The organism is Ferruginibacter sp. (genome assembly GCF_028288465.1).
In the GTDB taxonomy this organism is placed as follows: domain Bacteria; phylum Bacteroidota; class Bacteroidia; order Chitinophagales; family Chitinophagaceae; genus Ferruginibacter.
On record NZ_JAQBNR010000033.1, the window covers coordinates 47,494 to 68,440 of the forward strand.

General features: G+C 40.1%; 23 protein-coding genes. 6 read left to right on the forward strand and 17 right to left on the reverse strand.

What is annotated here, in order from left to right; translation table 11 throughout:
- Positions 1 to 32 precede the first annotated feature (32 nt).
- The 3 genes from ilvD to JWR61_RS14695 form a co-directional block, all read right to left on the reverse strand.
- Entirely contained in the window at positions 33 to 1,712 is a 1,680-nt protein-coding gene (gene ilvD / locus JWR61_RS14685) for a dihydroxy-acid dehydratase (RefSeq protein ID WP_301928520.1), read from the reverse strand.
- A 333-nt stretch (positions 1,713 to 2,045) separates the two neighbouring features.
- Entirely contained in the window at positions 2,046 to 3,161 is a 1,116-nt protein-coding gene (gene leuB, locus JWR61_RS14690) for a 3-isopropylmalate dehydrogenase (protein ID WP_301928521.1), read from the reverse strand.
- Positions 3,162 to 3,364: 203 nt separating this feature from the next.
- Positions 3,365 to 4,531 (reverse strand): 2-isopropylmalate synthase, encoded by a 1,167-nt coding sequence (locus JWR61_RS14695; RefSeq protein ID WP_301928522.1) that lies wholly within the window; start codon positions 4,529 to 4,531, stop codon positions 3,365 to 3,367.
- Between the two features lie 203 nt (positions 4,532 to 4,734).
- Here JWR61_RS14695 and JWR61_RS14700 point away from each other — a divergent pair, with 203 nt between their 5' ends.
- Positions 4,735 to 6,282: a hypothetical protein gene (locus JWR61_RS14700; protein WP_290335929.1), complete on the forward strand. Its 1,548-nt coding sequence runs from the start codon at positions 4,735 to 4,737 to the stop codon at positions 6,280 to 6,282.
- Positions 6,283 to 6,285: 3 nt separating this feature from the next.
- On the opposite strand, the gene aroQ is transcribed toward JWR61_RS14700, so the two are convergent.
- The 9 genes from aroQ to infA all read right to left on the reverse strand — a co-directional run bounded on the left by aroQ (position 6,286) and on the right by infA (position 11,941).
- Positions 6,286 to 6,699 carry a type II 3-dehydroquinate dehydratase gene (gene aroQ, locus JWR61_RS14705; RefSeq protein WP_301928523.1) on the reverse strand — a complete coding sequence of 138 codons (414 nt, stop codon included), beginning with the start codon at positions 6,697 to 6,699 and terminating at the stop codon, positions 6,286 to 6,288.
- Between the two features lie 68 nt (positions 6,700 to 6,767).
- Positions 6,768 to 7,874, reverse strand: a complete 1,107-nt coding sequence (gene carA / locus JWR61_RS14710; RefSeq protein WP_301928524.1) for a glutamine-hydrolyzing carbamoyl-phosphate synthase small subunit — start codon at positions 7,872 to 7,874, stop codon at positions 6,768 to 6,770.
- Between the two features lie 169 nt (positions 7,875 to 8,043).
- Positions 8,044 to 8,583: a 50S ribosomal protein L17 gene (gene rplQ, locus JWR61_RS14715; RefSeq protein ID WP_367881802.1), complete on the reverse strand. Its 540-nt coding sequence runs from the start codon at positions 8,581 to 8,583 to the stop codon at positions 8,044 to 8,046.
- Between the two features lie 107 nt (positions 8,584 to 8,690).
- Positions 8,691 to 9,686: a DNA-directed RNA polymerase subunit alpha gene (locus tag JWR61_RS14720; RefSeq protein ID WP_290335926.1), complete on the reverse strand. Its 996-nt coding sequence runs from the start codon at positions 9,684 to 9,686 to the stop codon at positions 8,691 to 8,693.
- A 129-nt stretch (positions 9,687 to 9,815) separates the two neighbouring features.
- A complete protein-coding gene (gene rpsD / locus JWR61_RS14725; RefSeq protein ID WP_301928525.1) occupies positions 9,816 to 10,421 on the reverse strand; it encodes a 30S ribosomal protein S4 in 606 nt (201 codons plus the stop codon).
- Between the two features lie 153 nt (positions 10,422 to 10,574).
- Positions 10,575 to 10,982, reverse strand: coding sequence for a 30S ribosomal protein S11 (gene rpsK / locus JWR61_RS14730; protein WP_290335924.1), 408 nt, complete (start codon positions 10,980 to 10,982; stop codon positions 10,575 to 10,577).
- 156 nt (positions 10,983 to 11,138) lie between these two features.
- Entirely contained in the window at positions 11,139 to 11,519 is a 381-nt protein-coding gene (rpsM, locus tag JWR61_RS14735) for a 30S ribosomal protein S13 (RefSeq protein ID WP_290335923.1), read from the reverse strand.
- A 58-nt stretch (positions 11,520 to 11,577) separates the two neighbouring features.
- Entirely contained in the window at positions 11,578 to 11,694 is a 117-nt protein-coding gene (gene rpmJ / locus JWR61_RS14740; protein WP_290335922.1) for a 50S ribosomal protein L36, read from the reverse strand.
- 28 nt (positions 11,695 to 11,722) lie between these two features.
- Entirely contained in the window at positions 11,723 to 11,941 is a 219-nt protein-coding gene (gene infA / locus JWR61_RS14745; protein WP_229760653.1) for a translation initiation factor IF-1, read from the reverse strand.
- An 86-nt stretch (positions 11,942 to 12,027) separates the two neighbouring features.
- On the opposite strand from infA, the gene JWR61_RS14750 reads away from it, so the two are divergent.
- Positions 12,028 to 12,705 (forward strand): hypothetical protein, encoded by a 678-nt coding sequence (locus JWR61_RS14750; protein ID WP_301928526.1) that lies wholly within the window; start codon positions 12,028 to 12,030, stop codon positions 12,703 to 12,705.
- Positions 12,706 to 12,825: 120 nt separating this feature from the next.
- Here JWR61_RS14750 and JWR61_RS14755 read toward each other — a convergent pair whose 3' ends face one another.
- The 3 genes from JWR61_RS14755 to JWR61_RS14765 form a co-directional block, all read right to left on the reverse strand.
- The gene (locus JWR61_RS14755) at positions 12,826 to 13,233 is read right to left on the reverse strand and encodes a hypothetical protein (protein WP_301928527.1); all 408 of its coding nucleotides are present in this window, start codon (positions 13,231 to 13,233) and stop codon (positions 12,826 to 12,828) included.
- A 100-nt stretch (positions 13,234 to 13,333) separates the two neighbouring features.
- The gene (locus JWR61_RS14760; protein WP_301928528.1) at positions 13,334 to 14,248 is read right to left on the reverse strand and encodes a T9SS type A sorting domain-containing protein; all 915 of its coding nucleotides are present in this window, start codon (positions 14,246 to 14,248) and stop codon (positions 13,334 to 13,336) included.
- Between the two features lie 337 nt (positions 14,249 to 14,585).
- Positions 14,586 to 15,743 carry a homogentisate 1,2-dioxygenase gene (locus tag JWR61_RS14765; protein ID WP_301928529.1) on the reverse strand — a complete coding sequence of 386 codons (1,158 nt, stop codon included), beginning with the start codon at positions 15,741 to 15,743 and terminating at the stop codon, positions 14,586 to 14,588.
- A gap of 171 nt (positions 15,744 to 15,914) precedes the next feature.
- Between JWR61_RS14765 and JWR61_RS14770 the strand changes: the two genes are divergently transcribed.
- A complete protein-coding gene (locus JWR61_RS14770) occupies positions 15,915 to 16,400 on the forward strand; it encodes a metallophosphoesterase (RefSeq protein WP_301928530.1) in 486 nt (161 codons plus the stop codon).
- Positions 16,401 to 16,516: 116 nt separating this feature from the next.
- On the opposite strand, the gene JWR61_RS14775 is transcribed toward JWR61_RS14770, so the two are convergent.
- On the reverse strand, positions 16,517 to 17,626 hold the full coding sequence (locus JWR61_RS14775) for a hypothetical protein (RefSeq protein WP_301928531.1): 1,110 nt from the start codon (positions 17,624 to 17,626) through the stop codon (positions 16,517 to 16,519).
- 106 nt (positions 17,627 to 17,732) lie between these two features.
- On the opposite strand from JWR61_RS14775, the gene JWR61_RS14780 reads away from it, so the two are divergent.
- Both JWR61_RS14780 and rpe read left to right on the forward strand, forming a co-directional pair.
- Entirely contained in the window at positions 17,733 to 18,527 is a 795-nt protein-coding gene (locus tag JWR61_RS14780) for a lipopolysaccharide assembly protein LapB (protein WP_301928532.1), read from the forward strand.
- Positions 18,528 to 18,674: 147 nt separating this feature from the next.
- Complete coding sequence (gene rpe / locus JWR61_RS14785; RefSeq protein WP_290335914.1) at positions 18,675 to 19,322, forward strand: ribulose-phosphate 3-epimerase; 648 nt, start codon at positions 18,675 to 18,677, stop codon at positions 19,320 to 19,322.
- On the opposite strand, the gene JWR61_RS14790 is transcribed toward rpe, so the two are convergent.
- Positions 19,315 to 20,169 carry a hypothetical protein gene (locus JWR61_RS14790; protein ID WP_301928533.1) on the reverse strand — a complete coding sequence of 285 codons (855 nt, stop codon included), beginning with the start codon at positions 20,167 to 20,169 and terminating at the stop codon, positions 19,315 to 19,317. The genes rpe and JWR61_RS14790 overlap by 8 nt on opposite strands.
- 83 nt (positions 20,170 to 20,252) lie before the next feature.
- Between JWR61_RS14790 and JWR61_RS14795 the strand changes: the two genes are divergently transcribed.
- A partial coding sequence (locus JWR61_RS14795; protein ID WP_301928534.1) for a carboxypeptidase-like regulatory domain-containing protein occupies positions 20,253 to 20,947 on the forward strand: 695 nt, incomplete at its 3' end.

Below are 20,947 nucleotides of genomic sequence, written 5' to 3' on the forward strand. Positions count from 1 at the left end.
TAATAGGTTTGTTATTTTTTACTGATTAAATTTTATGCTTCATCCGTTACACAACCTTCCGATGCATCTTTTACATAGGTTGCGTATTTAAATAAGATACCCTTGGTAGCTTTTAAGGCTGGCTTTGTCCAGGCTGCTTTTCTTGCTGCTATTTCTTCTTCACTTACTTTTAATGTAATTGCTTTTGTGGCCACATTTATTTCAATGATGTCATCATCTTTTACCAGGCCAATCAAACCGCCTTCAAATGCTTCAGGTGTGATGTGACCTACTACAAAACCGTGTGTACCACCACTGAATCTTCCATCAGTAATAAGGGCTACGCTTTTACCTAAGCCTGCACCTATAATAGCAGATGTAGGCTTCAGCATTTCGGGCATACCCGGTGCGCCCTTGGGGCCAACATGTGTTATCACTACAACATCTCCTGCTTTTATTTTACCGGAGTTTATGCCGTTTATTAATTCGAACTCACCATTGAAAACCCGTGCAGGTCCTTCAAATAATTCGCCTTCTTTGCCACTGATTTTTGCAACGCTTCCTTTTACCGCCAGGTTGCCAAACAATATTTGTAAATGTCCTGTTGCTTTGATGGGGTTGGTTACCGGGAAAATGATTTTTTGCGAATCAAAATCCAGCTCAGGTACGTCAGCTAAATTTTCTGCAATGGTTTTCCCTGTTACGGTTAAGCAGTCGCCGTGCAACATGCCCACCTTTAATAAATATTTCATCACAGCCGGAACACCGCCGATATTATGCAGGTCCTCCATCAAATATTTACCGCTTGGTTTTAAATCGGCCAGCACCGGTACTTTATCACTAATTAATTGAAAATCATCCTGCGTAAAAACAACATCCACACTTTTTGCGATGGCGATGAAATGCAATACCGCATTGGTGCTGCCACCAAGCGCCATGATAACAGTCACCGCATTTTCAAATGCTTTCCTGGTCATGATATCAGAAGGTTTGATATCTTTTTCCATCAGGTTGCGTATGGCTTTACCTGCATCCAAACATTCTTTCTTTTTTGCTTCGCTTAAGGCCGGGTTAGAAGATGAATAAGGTAAACTCATGCCCATTGCTTCAATCGCACTGCTCATGGTGTTGGCTGTGTACATACCACCGCAGGCGCCTGCGCCGGGGCAACTGTTCATCACAATGCCTTTAAAATCTCCTTCATCTAATTTGCCTGCTATTTTTTGACCAAGCGCTTCAAAGGCAGAAACAATATTCAGATCCTGGCCTTTGTAGTGACCGGGAGCAATGGAACCTCCGTAAACCATAATAGCCGGACGGTTTAATCTCCCCATCGCCATAATAGATCCGGGCATATTTTTATCGCAACCAGGTATTGCTATCAACGCATCATAATATTGTGCGCCACAAACTGTTTCAATTGAATCGGCAATAATATCACGACTGATCAGCGAATACCGCATACCATCTGTACCATTGCTCATACCATCACTTACGCCGATGGTATTAAAAATAAGTCCCACCATATCATTATCCCAGACGCCTTCTTTTACCAGTTTCGCCAGGTCGTTCAGGTGCATGTTACAAGTGTTGCCGTCATAGCCCATGCTTACGACGCCTACCTGCGCCTTCGCCAAATCCTGTTCTGTTAATCCGATGCCATAAAACATGGCTTGTGCCGCAGGCTGCGTTGCATCCTGTGTGATGGTTTTACTGTACTTATTTAATTCCATTTTGTTGTGCTGAAAATTACTGGTGATAATTGTTGAACAATAAAAAAACCCGTCTCTTTTTGGAGGCGGGCTTTTCTTATAATTAGTTGATGATACTATATATTAAATCCTGCTCCATTTGCTACGGGTATAATAATGACCAAGACCAGCGTAATAACTACGTTGATTCTTTTAAAGCCATTAAATAAACTTGCTGCGAACATAAAGAAGTGTTGTACAGCAAATATACCCAAGCAATTCATAATAACAAAGAACTTTTTCCCCTATCCCGTTAAAGAAAAGTTATTCGACGATCTCATATTCCCGGGTTGCCCTCTTTAGGGAACTGGCGTTTTATATAATCGTTGACTTCCTTAATTCTATATTTTCTTTATTCACCCTGCCGCTGATTCTTCCGCTGATGTATTCGCTGATGAGTTCGCCGATGGTAGAGGTGAAATAAAAATTTACCGGGTCAATGTCTTTTGATACAAACAAACTCTTTATCGTCCATTCTACTGCATCCCTTACCAGCTGTGCTTCTTCCTTTAAATTAAAATAATCCAGCATCATGGCTACTGATAAAACCGCACCCAGCGGATTGGCAATATCTTTACCGGTTGCTTTTGAATATGAACCATGGATAGGCTCAAACAAAGCATTTGAATTACCAATGGATGCAGATGGCAATAAGCCCAGTGATCCTGTAATTACACTTGCTTCATCACTTAAAATATCGCCAAACAAATTGTCCGTCAAAATCACATCAAACTGTTTTGGGTTTAATACAATCTGCATGGCCGCATTGTCTACAAACAAAAATTCAAGCTTTACATCTTTGTATTGCGGTGCTATTTCTTTTACCACTTTGCGCCAAAGCCTGGATGTTTCCAGCACATTGGCTTTATCTATCAGTGTTAATTTCTTTCTTCTTTTTTGTGCCGATTGAAAAGCCAGGTGTGCGATGCGCTCTACTTCTTCTTTTGTATAACTGCAATCGTCCGATGCCCATGTCTGCTCTTCATTTGTTTTCTTCTCGCCAAAATAAATACCGCCGGTTAATTCCCTAAAAATGACAAAATCTACCCCTTCGATGTATTTACTTTTTAAAGGAGATAAATGATGCAATGATGGATAGGTTGTTACCGGGCGAATGTTTGCAAACAACTGCAACGATTTTCTCAGCTTCAGCAAACCCTGTTCAGGTCTTACTTTAGCGGTTGGGTCGTTGTCGTATTTTGGATGACCAATAGCGCCAAACAAAATGGCATCACTTGCCAGGCAAACTTCAACAGTAATGTCTGGTAAGGGATCGCCCGTTTCATCAATAGCTACGGCACCCATTAAACAGTACGTGTAATTAAAATTGTGTTTAAAATGTTCAGCAACCGCATCCAGTACTTTTACAGCCTGCTGCGTTACTTCGGGACCAATCCCATCACCTGTTATTACTGCAATGTTTTTTTTCATTTTTTATCCCGGAGGATAATTGTATGCTGATTAATTATCTTAATTACCAGGGTAGTAATTAGTTTTGTTTTATCCTTTCTGTTTGTACAGCCTTTTATAAAACATCATTCAAGTCGCTAATTGTAATATTGTACAAGAGCCGATAGCTATCGGCTGCCACGCCAATGAAGCAAAATTGAAATACAATTGCCCGGCTAAAAAAATTATACCGTTAACTCTTTGGTATGTGCTTTCGCCAATTTGTTCAGGTCATCTTCCATCACTTCTTTTTTACTGTCCGCAACCAGTAAAAATTCTTTGTACAGCACGTCAATATCGTTCCGGTCGAACTGGTATCCCAATTTTTGAAAACGGTGTGCCAATGCACTGCGGCCACTTCTGGCGGTTAATACAATCTTTGATTCTTCAGCTCCAACTTCGGCTGGGTTAATGATTTCATATGTCAATGCATCTTTTAAAAATCCATCCTGGTGAATGCCGGAAGAATGAGAGAATGCGTTGCTGCCCACAATGGCTTTATTGCATTGAACCGGCATGCGCATGGTTTCAGCAACCTGCTGGCTCAATGGATTTAATAATTTTGCGTTGATGTTGGTATAAAAGCCCATGTCTTTATGCTGCTTGATGATCATCACCACTTCTTCAAGGGAAGTGTTGCCGGCTCTTTCGCCAAGGCCATTGATGGTACATTCAATTTGCCTTGCACCATTGATGATACCTGCAATGGAATTTGCGGTAGCCAGGCCAAGATCATTGTGACAATGGCAGGAGATGATGGCCTTATCAATATTGGGAACGTTGTTAACGAGGTAAGCTATTTTTTCTCCGTACTGGTGCGGCAGGCAATAACCTGTTGTATCCGGAATATTTACAACCGTGGCGCCTGCCCTGATGACCGCTTCCACTACCCTTGCCAGATATTCGTTGCCGGTGCGGCCGGCGTCTTCTGCGTAAAATTCAACGTCATCTACAAAGTTCTTCGCCCATTTTACGCACTGAATGGCTCTTTCTAAAATTTCGCTTTGTGTAGAATTGAATTTTGCTTTTATGTGCAGATCGGAGGTGCCGATACCGGTGTGTATTCTTGGGCGGACGGCGTATTTTAATGCTTCAGCAGCAACTTCAATGTCTTTTTGAACAGCTCTTGTAAGGCCACAGACCGATGCGTTTTTGATGATTTTCGATATCTCATTGACCGAGTTAAAATCGCCGGGAGAAGAGATGGGAAACCCCGCTTCGATGATGTCAACACCCAGTTCTTCCAGCTTTAATGCCAGCTCAATTTTTTCTTTCGTATTGAGTTTGCAACCTGGTACCTGCTCGCCGTCGCGTAGCGTGGTATCAAAAATGTGTATCTTATTATCTGTCATAGAAATAGGTTATTTATTACGATCTGGTTTAATTATTTTTGTTGATGGGGTTAGCTATTAAATAATTATTAACCTTCAATTACGAATATAACCATTAATAATGGTGTATTTTTCACATAATAGAGCCTTATTTACGCTTCATAAACCACTCATTACCGCATCAAATGCACAACCAGCAAGCGTTTTAAAGAAATTAAATTACGATGCCCAACAGGAGTACAGATACCTTATTTCAACTGATTAAGTCGCTGGAGAAAAGCGAAAAACGCAACTTTAAACTGTACGCCAACCGCAATTCGTCGGGCGAGGAATTAAAGAGCGTTCAACTGTTTGATGCACTTGATAAAATGGATGAATATGATGAGGCGTTGCTACTGAGAAAAAATGAAACTATTAAGAAGCAGCAACTGAGCAATATGAAGGCGCACCTGTACAAACAGATTTTGAGCAGCCTCCGGTTAATAAACGATGAAACCAATATAGATATACAGCTGAACGAGCAGATGGATTATGCCCGCATTTTATACAATAAGGGACTATACCATCAAAGTTTGAAAGTACTGGATAAAACCAAAGACCTTGCTAAAGCCAATAACCAGTTTACGTACCTCGAGCAAGTATTATTTTTTGAAAAGAGTATTGAGTCGCTTTACATAACCCGTAGCATCCAAAACCGGGCAGAGCAGTTGAGTAAAGAATCCGTAGTGGTTAATACGAGTTTAAGCCTTACCTCTGAGTTATCCAACCTTTCCCTGCAACTGTACAGCTGGTACATACAGAACGGCCACAGCCGCAATGAAGAAGAAGATGCAGCAGTACAAAAATTTTTTGTAGATAACCTCGGTGACAAGACTTCACAATGCAAACACTTTTACGAAAAACTATACTTGTATCAAAGCTTTTGCTGGAGCGCTTTCATCCGGCAGGATTTTTTGCAATATTACCGGTATACGCAAAAATGGGTTCATCTTTTTGAAAAGGAACCATGCATGATCGCCATTGAAACAGGCCACTATATAAAGGGCATGCACAACCTGATGGGATCCCATTTTGATTTGGCGAATCATAAAAAATTAGAAGAAACGCTGGAACAATTTGAAGTTTTTTGTGAAAGTCCTATTGTGCTCAATAATGTCAATAACCGCATACAGTGCTTTGTGTACCGAGCCATTTCTACCCTCAACAAGCATTTTCTGGAAGGAAGTTTTACCGAGGGCCTACAGTTGGTACCGGATATAGAAGCGAAGTTAAAAGAGTATGAAATTTATATGGACCGTCACCGCATCCTGGTGTTTGACTACAAAATTGCCTGTCTTTATTTTGGCAGTGGCAATTATGAAAAAGCGATTGATTATTTAAATAAAATCATTAACTGGAAGGTGGATCTGCGTACCGACCTGCAATGCTATAGCCGCCTGCTGCACCTCATTGCACATTATGAACTGGGCAATGATAAAATACTGGACTCGCTGATAAAATCGGTGTACCGTTTTATGTCGAAGATGCAGAACCTGAGTGTGGTGGAAGAAGAGATTTTTAAATTTATCCGCAAATCCTTTCAACTGAGTGTAAGAACCATCAAACCGGAACTGGAGAAGTTGCTGGTGAAGCTAAAGAAACTACAGAACAACCGTTTTGAAACCAGGGCATTTATTTACCTGGATATTATTTCGTGGCTGGAAAGCAAACTGGAAAATATCCCGGTGCAGGATGTACTGAAACGCAAGTTTGCTGGTAAAAGAAATAACTGATTGTTAAAGAAAATAATGCACCGCTAATGCATAGCCTTTTAAGCCAAGCCCGCTGATAACACCCTTTGCCTTTGCAGAAACATGCGATAATTTCCTAAAATCTTCCCGACCAAAAATATTGCTGATATGAACTTCTACTACAGGAGTTGTTATAGAAGCGATAGCATCTCCCAAAGCAACAGATGTATGTGTGTAGCCGCCCGGGTTTAAAATAATGCCATCATAAGTAAACCCTATCCGCTGAATTTCATTGATCAATTCGCCTTCCACGTTGCTTTGGAAATAATGAAAATCAATCGCAGGAAACTGGTTTTTTATTTCTTCAAAGTATTGCTCAAAAGTCTGACTGCCATATATCGAAGGTTCCCGTGTACCCAGCAGGTTTAAATTTGGTCCGTTGATGATGGCTATGTTCATAATGCGAGTAGTTTATAACACGAATTTTTAAGCACGAATTACACGAATTGCAACCGGCAGCCCTCTGCCTAATTTTTTACAATCGAAGCAATAAACTCATCAAACAAATACCGGCTGTCATGTGGACCAGGTGTTGCTTCCGGGTGATATTGTACCGAAAAGGCTGGCTTGTTTTTCATGCGAATGCCTTCAATAGAGTCGTCATTCAGGTTAAGGTGTGTAATTTCAACGTCAGCCGAAGCTCTTACTGCATCGGGGTTTACACCGAAGCCATGATTTTGTGTAGTGATCTCACTTTTGCCGCTGATGATATTTTTTACCGGGTGGTTTAATCCCCTGTGGCCATGATGCATTTTAAAAGTCGGAATGTTGTTGGCCAGTGCCAGTAACTGGTGGCCAAGGCAAATACCAAATAAGGGTTTATCCAATGCCAGAATTTGTTTGATTGTTTGCACCGCATAATCCATTGGCGCCGGATCCCCGGGGCCATTGCTAATGAAATAACCATTGGGACTAAATGATTCCAGTTCTTCAAAACTAGCTTTGGCGTTGTGTACTTTTACATAAGCACCTCTTTCAACCAAACAGTTCAATATATTTTTCTTGATGCCATAATCCAGCACCGCAACCCTGATTTTACTGTCGGGGTCACCGGCAAAATAAGATTCTTTTGTAGAAACTACTGATGCAAGTTCAAGCCCATCCATGGAAGGTACTTTGTCCAACTCCGTTTTTAATATTTCAAGGTCGGTGATTTCAGATGAGATGATGCAATTCATCGCACCCTGAATGCGAACATGCGCTACGAGTGCTCTTGTATCCACGTCATCAATTGCTACCACATTTTGTTGTTCAAAATATTGCTGCAGCGATTCATCCGCCATAAAGCGGGAATATTTCTCTTCCAGGTTTCTGCCGATGATGCCTTTTACCTTTACACCGTCACTTTCCACATCGATTTCTTTAACACCATAATTGCCCACATGCACATTGTTCATGATCAGTATCTGTCCATAATAACTCGGGTCAGTAAATACTTCCTGGTATCCCGTCATGCCGGTGTTAAAACAAATTTCACCTGTTGTAGTTCCTATCTTACCAAAAGCATGGCCGTAAAAAACGGTACCATCTTTAAGTAATAAAATAGCTGATTTTTTATTTATTGTAGCTGCCATTATTTTTCAAAAGTTTTGCAAAGAAAAGGATTCGGTGATGGATAATGCAATTATTTTTTTCACACTGTGAATTTATCAATTGCTTGTAAAACCCATATTCATTTTTCACAAACCCATAAAAAAGCTCCGATATAAATATCGGAGCTATATGTAATTTTAAAATACTCATTTATGCTTCGGGAGTCGCTTTATCTTCTGAAGTTTCTTCTCCTTTCACTTCCACCGCTTCGTCAACTGATGAAGTGTCGGCCGCTTTCTTTTTAGCACCGCCACTACGTCTTGTTTTCTTAGCTGGTTCAGCAGCTGCAGCTTTTACTATACTGTTGCCGTAAATCTCATTAAAGTCAACCAGCTCGATCATTGCTACTTCAGCATTGTCACCTGTTCTGGTTCCTAATTTAATGATACGTGTATAACCACCCGGGCGACTTGCAATTTTAGGAGCTACTACGGTAAACAATTCCTTAACAGCAGCTTTGTCATTGAGGTAGCTAAACACAATACGGTGATTGTGCATAATCTGCTCTTTGGTGTCTGTATGTTTAGTTTTTGTAATCAATGGCTCAATGTAAGTACGTAAAGCCTTTGCTTTTGCCAATGTAGTAGTGATTCTTTTAAAAGTAATCAGCTGGCAACCGAGGTTCATCAGCAACGCTTTTCTGTGAGAAGCTGTTCTGCTTAAATTATTATTCTTATTTCCGTGACGCATGACATTGTTGTTTTAAAATTCGGTTATACCGTGTCAGGATTTATAACCTACTCAATTATTAAATTCGTATACTTCCTAATTCAAAATTCGTGTTTAGCTGACTGCTATTATTCGTCATCCAATTTCAGCTTGCTCAAATCCATTCCAAAACCTAAGCCTCTTTCAATCAGCACCTGTTCAATTTCACTTAAAGATTTTTGGCCAAAGTTTCTGAATTTCATCAGGTCTTCCTGTTCGTACTGAACAAGTTCGCTCAATGAATTGATTTTTGCAGCTTTCAAACAGTTAAAGGCACGTACAGAAAGATCCAGGTCTTCCAATGGTGTCTTCAGCACTTTACGCAATTGTAAAGTTTGTTCGTCAACCAGGTCTTCTTTCTTATCTTCTTTGGTATCAAAAGTGATGTTTTCATCAGTAATGATCATCAAATGCTGAATCAAAATACGGCTGGCTTGTTTTACCGCTTCTTCCGGGTGAATAGTACCATCTGTAACCACTTCCATGATTAATTTTTCGAAATCCGTGCGTTGTTCAACACGGGTATTTTCGATGGTATATTTTACATTTTTGATGGGCGTATAAATCGCATCCACCGCAATGTATCCAAAATGCGTGCTCTTATCCTGGTTGTCTTCTGCAGGTACATAACCCCGGCCCTTGCCGATGGTAATTTCGATATCCAGTTTAGCGCTGCTGTCCATTACGCAAAGCACCAGTTCAGGATTCATTACTTCAAAAGACAAGGAAGCTTCACCGATGTTACCGGCAGTAAGCTCTGTTTTATTTTTAATAGAAAGCGTGATTTTTTCACTGCTCACTTCATGATCAACCTTCTTTTTAAAACGAACCTGCTTAAGGTTAAGGATTATTTCGGTTACATCCTCTGTAATACCTTTGATGGTTGCAAACTCATGATCAGCACCAACAATGTTGATACCGATGATTGCATAACCTTCCAGGGAGTTTAATAAAACCCTGCGAAGAGCGTTACCAATAGTTACACCATAACCAGGTTCAAGCGGGCGAAATTCAAATTGTGCTTCAAAGTCATTTGCTTTTTGCAGAACAATTTTATCGGGCTTAACAAAATTTAAAATGGCCATTTGTATTTTGTTGTTTTAATGTTTAAAATTTGTTTGACGGGCATTTTTGCTTTGCTCATCATCGTTGTGTCACTCACTTGTACTTTTATCGCTTTCATCAACCGTTCACGGTAACCGAAACAATTAATATTACTTAGAGTACAATTCCACAATCAGCTGCTCCTTAATATTTTCAGGAACACTTTCTCTTTCAGGATATGCAATGAAAGTACCTTTCAATTCAGTTTCGTTAAAATCGATCCAGTTGAATTTAGTATTTTTTCCACGAACATTACCAGTAATAGAAGTATTAACAGCACTCTTGTTTTTCAATCCAACAGTTTCACCTGGTTTCAATGAATAAGAAGGAACGTTTAATACATCACCGTTAACAGTGATGTGCTTATGACTAACCAGCTGACGTGCAGCCTGGCGGCTTGGCGCAATACCCATACGAAACACCACATTATCCAAACGGGCTTCCAGTAATTTAATCAGGTTTTCACCAGTAACACCTTTCTTTCTTGCAGCTTCATCAAATGTTTTGCGGAACTGTTTTTCCAGCAAACCATAAGTATATTTTGCTTTTTGTTTTTCACGTAACTGTAAAGCGTATTCGCCTAAAGTTTTGCGTTTGCGGTTTGCTCCGTGCATTCCCGGAGGGTTACTGTTTTTAGTTAACCACTTTCCGTTTCCTGTAATAGGCTCTCCGAAAATTCTGGAGATCTTTGTTTTTGGGCCTGTGTACCTTGCCATAATTATAAAGTTGATTTTTTAGTGACGATGCAACATTAAAAAATCGTAAAATAAATGTTGCACCCGTTGATAAAATTATGTTAGAACAGCTAATGTTTCATTTGATGATATCTTCAAAATCAGACATCATTAAATGTGACATCAGACATAGTGTTATACTCTTCTTTTCTTTGGAGGACGGCAGCCATTGTGTGGTAAAGGCGTAACATCCTTGATCATGTTAATCTCAATACCAGACTGAGACAAAGACCTGATAGCACCTTCGCGGCCTGAACCTGGTCCTTTTACAAATACATCCACTCTTTTCAAACCTGCGTCCATAGCAACTTTCGCTGCATCGGCACCAGCCATCTGGGCTGCATAGGGTGTATTCTTTTTGCTACCTTTAAAACCCATTTTACCAGCACTTGACCATGAAATAACCTGGCCATTTTTGTTGGTTAAACTGATAATAATGTTGTTGAAACTTGCAACGATGTGAGCATCTCCGTAGCTATCTACTTTTACTACTCTTTTTTTTGCGGCTGCTTTTGCGCTTTGAGCCTTTTGTGCTTTTGCCATAATAACTTAAATAGGTAATCTTTTAAATAATGAAATCCCTGTTGTACAAGGACTGATCAAACCCTCCTGCTGACTTATAAGCTATCCGGCGTTTGTTCAATTGTGTTTAAGTCTGTAAAAACTGATACCAGGTAAGTGCTACCTGGTATCAATTAATTATTTTTTAGCAACTTTCTTCTTGCCGGCAACTGTCTTACGTTTGCCCTTACGGGTACGGCTGTTGGTACGGGTACGCTGACCACGTAATGGCAATCCTTTACGGTGACGCAAACCACGATAGCAGGCGATATCAAGCAAACGCTTAATGTTCATCTGCACTTCACTGCGTAAAGCACCTTCGGTTTTAAACTCACTGTTAATTACGTTACGAATGGCAGTCTGTTCTTCATCATTCCACTCATTCACTTTTTTATCATAGCTTATAGAAGCTTTGTCTAAAATATACTGAGCAGTAGAACGACCGATACCATATATATAGGTAAGTCCGATTTCGCCTCTTTTGTTTTTTGGTAAATCTATACCGGCAATACGAGCCATAATTTGATTAGTTTGTTAATGTGTTGATTGGTTTTACATGGCTTTCACCATTATCAATTTATCCCTGTCTTTGTTTAAAACGTGGATTTTTTTTGTTGATCACGAACAGTACACCTTTTCTGCGTACAATTTTGCAATCAACACTTCTCTTTTTAATGGAAGCTTTAACCTTCATCTTGTTAATTTTTATTTATTAGTACCTGTTATTTATACCTGAAAATTATTCTTCCCCTTGTCAAATCATACGGACTCATTTCTACGCCTACCTTATCTCCCGGTAAAATTCTGATATAGTGCATCCGCATTTTACCTGAAATAGTTGCCAGTATTTCGTGTCCGTTTTCAAGCTTAACTTTGAACATAGCATTGCTCAGCGCTTCTAAAATTGTACCGTCTTGTTTAATGAGTGCTTGCTTTGCCATATATTTTGGGAGCGCAAAGATAAGAGGATTATTTCAATTATTATTAAAATAATCAGATATTTACCTTTTAAAAACAATTTTTCCCCATGAAAAAGATCATTTTTGGCTTATTGGTTGTTTGCAGTGGAATTGCTGCCTGTAAAAAAGATACTGTCACCTCTCCAGCTGATACTGTCAAATATATGAGTTTTACCGCAAACAGCTCATGGAATTATGCGCTAACAGACAATCTAACGGCGGTTACAACTAACTATACGATTACCTCTACCGACCGTGACAGTACAATTAATAGCAAAGCATACCATGTATTTACTAACAGCGGCGGAGCCAACCAGTATTATTTTCTTTCAGGGAGTGATTATTATAATTTTCAAAACCTGCCCGCGACTTTAAGCGGCAATTTATTTGAAAATATTTATTTAAAAGATAATGCGGCAGCGGGTACTTCCTGGAGCCAGAATTATTCAGTGACGACCTCAGGCGTTCCGCTTACCATAACCATCGTGAATACCATTGCTGAAAAGGGAATCAGCAAAACAGTTAACAATATTGCCTACACGGATGTCACTCATGTCATGTCTACAATTGCAGTTTCGGCATTTGGAATACCACTGCCTGCTTCAGCCATTACAAGCGATGTACAAAGTTTTTATGCCAAAAAATATGGCCTTATACAGTCAGTCAATAAAATCAATATTAACTACAGCGGCATTGTCAGCAATACAGATCAGCAAACTATTTTAAAGTCTGCTGATATAAAATAACATTCAATTGCAGGCATCCAGCCAGAAGTTTGTGATGGTCTGGGAAGGTTCCCGGGTATTTCGGAATTATGCAAAAAAAGAAAAGGTTGCGAATGCAACCTTTTCTTTTTAATTTAAGTATTAACTAAATACTTCATCATTCAGATGAACTTTAGTCATTTCATAAAAATGGTTCTGCAACTGGTGAACACTTAACGGCTGAATGATATGTCTTCTTTCATCTCGGTACCATATTTCCATATTGGAGAATTCACCCTTAGAATGCAATAAAATCCGAAAAGCACCTTTCATAAATTTTACACTGCCGTCTTCGTTTTCCTGCTTTGTGAATTTGAGCCGGGCTAATTGGTCCTCATCAAGGGGAATAGGTTGCAGCTGGCTGGTCTCAAACCAAAACTCCTGCGTTCCTGTATCAACACATACCTGTTTTTCGTCTCCGTTCAGGTCAGTTACTTCTCCCTGTAATATATCGCCGTCGTTATCGGCCATCAGGTAATCACCTACTTTAATGTCGTGGAATTTTATCATGGCAAATTATTTTTTATTATTAAACAATTTACCACTTTTTAGAAAATAATGTGCCATCATCTTAAAAAATAGAAGAAAATGATTTCGGGGCAATTTTATATTACAGTACCATTATTTTTCTTGTCTCCTTTTTTCCGGCCAGACTAAAAATTACGTTGTAGGTACCTTTTTGTAAATCGCATACATGCAGATGGCCATTATTTAAGCCGTAAAACGCTGCCAGTTTGGTTTTTACAACAACCTTCCCCGACATATTTACCACAGTTACATCCATTATACCCCTTTTATCCGCATTAAATTTTAGCTGCACCTGGCCCGGTCTTGAAATGGGATTCGGACTCAGGCTTACAATCAGATCCTGCTTTACTGCTGCGTTATTGCGCAGCATTTTTATCGGGGAAAAGGTTTCCCTTCCATCCATGTCTACAGTTACTATTTCGTAATACAAATATTTATTGATATTCCCCAGGTCGGTATCTATAAAATTGTACGATTGCGGCGTGTTTGAATTACCAGCCGCTTCTACCCTTCCTACTTCATAAAAACTGGTAGCGTCTGTGCTTTTCCTGATAGAAAAATAATCAGTATGCTGTTCTGAAAACGTTTGCCATTGTACCAGTGCTTTGTCGTCTGCGTTTGAAACAGCAAACGACCCGAACTGTATGGGCAAAACACTACTGACAGTAATGGTACCCTGCATACCGAATGCAAAATGCGGCGTACAGCCATATAAATAGGTTCCGGGAACAGTAACAATATAACTGAAAGTAGTGGCGGTTGATGTCATCGGCGCATCCCATTCAGCGGCACCCGCTGGCAGAGAAGTGCCAGGCAAACCACTACCGCAGGTGGTGGTATGAAAACCAATGACCCAGTTAAATTTAATTTCATCACCCACCACAGCATTGACTGTTGCAGGATTAAAAGTGTTATTGGCAACTGAAACATTCCAGATGGTAGCATTGGCGGAGCCACATAGCAACATCGCCAGTATGGCAGTGTAAAAAAATTTCATGATTTTGATTGTTTTAATGATTGTAAAAGGAGGATGGTTTTATAATCGAAAAAAAACATATCATGGTTGCTTGATTTTTTAAAATTTTTGCAAAAAATCTGTGGTTGATTAAGGTGTGAGGTAGGATGATGCCGCAGGCTGCAAATCAACGGGTACAATACTTTGAGACAGAATTTGTTTCGGAGTTGCAGCGCCAGGGATAGGAGCAAGTACCCCGTAAAGCGCCGTAAAATTTTCGTGCTTCAGCCCCAGTAACCAAGGCGCTGCGGAGTACTTGCGTATAGCCGGCCCGGGCGCACTTCAAATTCAAAAGTTTAAGGTAAAAATTAAAAAAAATCTATTCGGCCCAACTCATTACGTATCCCTCATTTTCAATTTCCAGGGCGGTGGTGGTTAATTGCAGAGGGTGAAAAGTGTCGATCATTACTGCCAGTTCGTTGGTTTGTTTGGCGCCGATACTTTTTTGCACGGCTCCCGGATGCGGACCATGAGGAATTCCGCCCGGATGCAGGTTGATCATTCCCCGGGTGACGTGTTTGCGGCTCATAAAATCGCCATCCACATAATACAACATTTCATCGCTGTCAATATTGCTATGATTGTAGGGCGCCGGGATCGAATCGGGATGATAATCGAATAATCGCGGCACAAAGGAACATACCACAAAATTATGCGCTTCAAAAGTTTGGTGTACAGGTGGCGGCTGATGCACTCTTCCTGTAATAGGCTCAAAGTCGTGAATGGAAAATGCAAACGGGTAGCAGCAGCCGTCCCACCCGACTACGTCAAAAGGATGGTGATGATAATGGATGCCGTACAGCATGCCCCTCTTTTTTGTTTTGATTAAAAAATCCCCGGTGGCGTCATGCGCCTTCAAATTTGCAGGTGGCCGTATATCCCTTTCGCAGTAAGGGGAATGCTCCAGCAACTGTCCATAAGGGCTGAGGTATTTTTTAGGATAACGAATGGGGCTAAATGATTCAACAATCAGCAACCGGTTATCGGTGGATGAAAAATGTATCTGGTAAATCGTACCTCTTGGTATAACCAGGTAATCCCCATAGCCAAAATTAATGTCGCCATACATGGTTTGCAAAACGCCGCCGCCTTCGTGAACGAAAATTAATTCATCAGCGTCCGCATTTTTATAAAAATAACTGCCCATACTCAATTGGGGAGCCGATAACACAATATAGCAATCATTATTTACCAGTACCGGTTTACGGCTTTGTAAAAAATCTTTTTCGGGTTGAATATTAAAGCCTTCAAAACTGCGGTGCTGCAGCATTTTTTCTTCGGCAATGATAGGTTGCACATTCACCGGTTTATCTGTTTTAATAATTTGCGTGGGCGGATAATGGTGATACAACAACGAATAGTCATTGCTGAAACCTTCTGTTGAAAACAATTGTTCTGCATACAAACCGCCGTCCGGCTTGCGAAACTGCGTATGGCGTTTATGCGGAATATTTCCTAAGCTATGGTAGTGGGGCATCGTTATCGGAATTTAACTGTGGTATAATTTTAAATTGCCTGTTAAAATTGGTTGTTTGATGAAGAAATCAATTTTCATTGTTTATGGAACCGTCGGATAGCAGAACAATGGCATGCCTGATTTTGTATTGTGCAATCTTAATATCAAATTTACATTTTTAAACCCATTTAGTTGACAAGAATAGGACTTATATCAGACACCCATAATTACCTTGACAAAGCAGTTGCTGACCATTTTAAAGCTTGTGATCTGATATGGCATGCAGGTGATTTTGGAAGCATTGCAATTGCAAATGAATTAAATGCCATTCGCCCGTTAAGTGGTGTGTATGGTAATATTGATGGTGCCGATATACGGTCCGTTTATCCGGAGCAATTGGTTTTTATGTGTGAAGAGGTGAAAGTTATGATGCGGCATATTGGTGGCTATCCCCCGAAATACAATCCCGAAACAAAAAAAGAAATTTTGCTGCATCGTCCGCAATTGTTTATCAGTGGCCATTCACATATTTTAAAAGTAATGTACGATGACAAACTCAGCTGCCTGCACATGAACCCCGGTGCAGCAGGTAAACAAGGGTGGCATAAAGTAAGAACGCTGATCCGTTTTACCATCGACGGAAAGGACATGAAGGACTGTGAGGTGATTGAACTCTGATTTAATTGATAATTGATTAACTGATAATGGATAATTGATTTAGGTGTTCATCAAATAACGATTCAGAAATTATATAGTCTCTAATTATCCATTATCCATTAAAAAATTATCCATTATTATTCCACCCAATCTGCAATAAAAACATTTGTATCATGCGTGCCGCCATTGTTGCGGTTGCTGGAAAATACAATCTTTTTTCCGTCGTGACTAAACATGGGGAACGCATCAAATCCTTTATCACGGCTTATCTTTTCCAGCCCTTTTCCATCCAGATCTGTCAGGTACATATTGAAAGGAAAACCTCTTTTATACTCATGGTTACTGCAGAAAATAACGCGTTTTCCATCGGGTGTAAAATTGGGCGCCCAGTTGGCCTGCTCTAAAAAAGTAATCTGGTGTGCATTGCTTCCGTCAGCATTGGCAATCCATACTTCCATGTGGGTTGGTGCTACCAGGTTTTCTTTCAGCAGGTCTTTGTATTCTTTTATTTCTGCTTCTGTTGTTGGCCTGCTTGCACGCCAGATAATTTTTGTTCCATCGGGGCTAAACCAGGCGCCGCCGTCATAACCCAATATGTTGGTTATTTGTTTTACATGCCTGCCATTCAGGTCCATAGTATATAAATCAAGGTCGCCGTTCCTGATAGAGGTGAATAATATTTTATCGCCTTTCGGAGATATAGTAGCTTCTGCATCGTAGCCTTTTGTATTGGTCAATTGCTGTATAATTTTACCGCTGGTATCGGCTTTAAAAATGTCAAATCCTTCATACACTGCCCAGATGTATTTGTTGCCATATTTACTTCTGTCCGGCACCGGCGGGCAATCTTTTGAAGCCAGGTGAGTAGAGCCGTACAGAATGTGTTTTCCATCCGGGAAAAAATAGGCGCAGGTAGTTCTGCCGGTTCCGGTACTTACCAGTTTGGGCTGAAATCTTTCGCCCGCTTGCGTGGGTACTTTACCCATCCATATCTGGTCGCAGGCAATGCCTTCTTTAGGATTTGTTTTTTGAAAGATGAGGTACCTGTCGTCAAAACTAAAATAGGCTTCTGCATTATCACCTCCAAAAGTTAGTTGTTGCACATTAGCAAAATGCGTTTCGCCGGGAAACTGAACTGTATCTGTTTTATCATTAGCAATGGATACTGGTAAAGCCCGTTGATTTTTATAAGCACTTATAAAAATGGCCAATGATAATAGCAATAAGGACAGGACAGTTTTTTTCATCTTCAATAAAATTGAAACATAAAGATAAGCGGTGTTTTTTTGCGAGCTAAAAAATTGCAGCCGCTTATTTACAAGCCACTAAATTTGCAGCCAACTATTAACCGACATGAAGAATATTTTTTTAGGATTGATTACCGCCTGCATTTGGTGTACTGCTTGTAACAACACTGATACCAATAGCAAAGAAGCTGCATTGCCTGAACAGGAAAAACAGTTAAGGGATGCTATCAATCAACATCCTGATTCATTATTGCTGAAGGAAAATCTGATTCAGTATTTCAGGGAAAACAGCAACTACGGCCAGGCTATTACAGAAACAGAAAAAGCAATCCAGAAAGACAGCGCCAATGCAAGATTGTGGGATATAAAAGCCACCTTGCATTTTTTGAACAAAGACACAGTTAATGCAATGAGTTCTTTTGAAAAGGCCATCGCCATTGATCCGCAACCGATATATAGAATTTCGCTCGGGTTAATTTATGCCCAAACAAAAAATGCAAAAGCGCTTTCGGTGGCAAATTGGTTGCTCGCTGATTCTTTGGCCAAAGCAGGTAAGCAGGCTGAGTTTATAAAAGGGTTCTATTACTCGTACATCAACGATTGTGAAAAAGCTATACCCTTTTTTGACACCTGCCTGGCAATAGATTATACCTACACAGACGCCTATAAAGAGAAAGCTATTTGCCTGTACAATCTTGGCCAATATAAAGAGGCCATCCAATCGCTTGAAAAAGCAGTGGCACTGCAAAGCACGTATGATGAAGCCTATTACTGGCTGGGACGTTGTTATGAAAAATTAGAACAGCCAAAGGAAGCCATTATGAATTACCAGGCAGCTATACAAATTGACCCTGATTATGCTGAGGCAAAAGATGCGTTGGCCAGGTTAGGCGTTAAGTAATTTTGTTTCCGTTAAATACGAGCACTAAATTGATTTGATATTCTTTTCAATTAAAAGTGTACAACAAGCAAGTTGCTTTTAACCTGATGCACTTAACTTTGCTTTCCAGAAATCAGACTTAAGACTTTTTTAAATTAAATAATCAAAATGGCTCTCATCGCTCCTTCCCTTCTTGCAGCAGATTTTTTACAATTACAAAATGAATGCGACATGCTGAATGAAAGCCAGGCAGACTGGTTTCACCTGGATGTAATGGATGGACGCTTTGTGCCCAATATCAGTTACGGACCCATGCTGGTGAATTTTTTTAGAAAAACTACTAAAAAAACCTGCGATGTACATTTGATGATTGAAGAACCCGAACGGTATACCCAGGCTTTTAAAGATGCAGGCGCTGATATTTTAACGGTACATTACGAAGCCTGCACACATTTACACCGCAATGTTCAGCAAATAAAAAGTTTAGGTATGAAAGCCGGTGTGGCATTGAATCCGCATACGCCGGTGGAGTTGCTGAAAGATATTTTGCAAGATGTAGATATGGTATTGCTGATGAGTGTAAACCCGGGTTTTGGCGGACAGTCTTTTATACCACATACCATCAATAAAATAAAAAGAATGCGAGAAATGATTGATGAGCAGTTGCTGAATGTCAGCATCGAAATTGATGGCGGTGTAACACTGGACAATGCAAAACTCATTATCGATGCTGGTGCAGATATTCTGGTTGCAGGCAGTACCGTTTTTAAAGCTGCCGATCCGATCGCTACAATCGCCGCCCTGAAAGCTATTTAAGCGAATCCGCAATTTGCAGTAACACACCGGCTGATTGCTTTATCCAACTGGGCTCATCAAGGTTCCATTTGTATTTTTTGGAGATGATATTTTCAAGCATTTGCTGCCCCTGTATGGCCTGGTCTCTATTGTAAAAACAGTCAACCCATTTTTGGTTCAGCTTATCTTTATTGGTGATGGATATGCCTCCTTTGTACCATTTAAAACAGGAAGGTATTCCATAAAAAGAAATAACTTTTCCCTTGCGGTCGGCATTATCCTGGAAAAATTTATTATAAAAAAGTACACACTGAATGATGCGGTTTTTTAATGCTTCATCCGTTTCCTTTTGGGCTGGCTTTTTTCGCCATAGATTATTGGAAGGATAAAAAGGATGATCCGAAACTACTTTGCGCTTCATGCCATCTGCAATATATTTTACAGGCTTGTCTTTACCGGTTTTCAGCAGCAGACTGTTAACGCCAATACCATTCAAGCCCAGATCTTTTTTGGAACCGTCATCAAAAACCAGGTGAATCATCTTTGTTTTTTCATCCAATGTCCATTTACCTGTTTTCATATTATCACGTGGGTTTTGCACCATCACGCCATCATCAAAAAAACAATAACTGCGAAAGGGCATTTCAAGGTCACTGCTGTTACTCAATATTCCATCATCAACATCTTCCTTAGCTTCCCAATTCTGGCTCAATAGCGCCGGCCAGGAATCAGCCCTTGTTAAATAAACCAGCGAGTTGGAAGGTGAATCAATAGCGGCGGTTTTAGTGGCAGCTTTTTTTGAATTGCCATCATTGCAACTGTAAAAAAATGGCAATAGTATAAGGGCGACGAACAATAAATTTTTCAAATTATTTTTTTTCAAAATTAAAGAGAAGGAAGCAAATTTTTTGTGACAGTCTTATTAAAACATAAAATATTTACCTTCATGCAATGAGAGTATTTACCTCACTGGTATTGGTCCTGTTTTTTTTAACTGCATCTGCCCAAAAAAAAACTGCTGTCGTTAGCGGGCAGGTAATTGATGAAAATGAAAACCCATTGCCCGGTGTTTCTGTAACCATACTTGGCAAAACCACCGGCATTGTTACAAACGATAGTGGTTTCTTTCGCATCACAGTAACTGCCGGCAAGGCAACAGCCCTTACTTTTTCTTACACTGGCCATACGGAAATTCAAAAGAATTTTTATTTAAGTGAAAATGAAGAAGAACACATTACGGTGCGTTTACAGCGGAATGGTAAAACACTTGTCACCGTTGTTGTTACCAACGACAGGGAAAGAAAAGAACTGGGGTTAACCAAAATAAACCCAAAGAATGCACTCGTTTTACCCAGCACAACCGGTGGTGTGGAAGGATTGATCAAAATACTCGTAGGCAGTAACAATGAACTCACTTCTCAATATAACGTGCGTGGTGGTAATTACGATGAGAACCTGATCTACATCAACGACTTTGAAATTTTTAGACCCTACCTGGTGCGTAGCGGCCAACAGGAAGGGCTTAGTTTTATCAACCCTGAATTAGCCAGGAACGTCAATTTTTACAATGGCGGTTTCCAGGCAAAGTATGGTGATAAAATGAGCAGCGTACTGGATATCCAGTATAAAAAACCAAAAGCATTTGG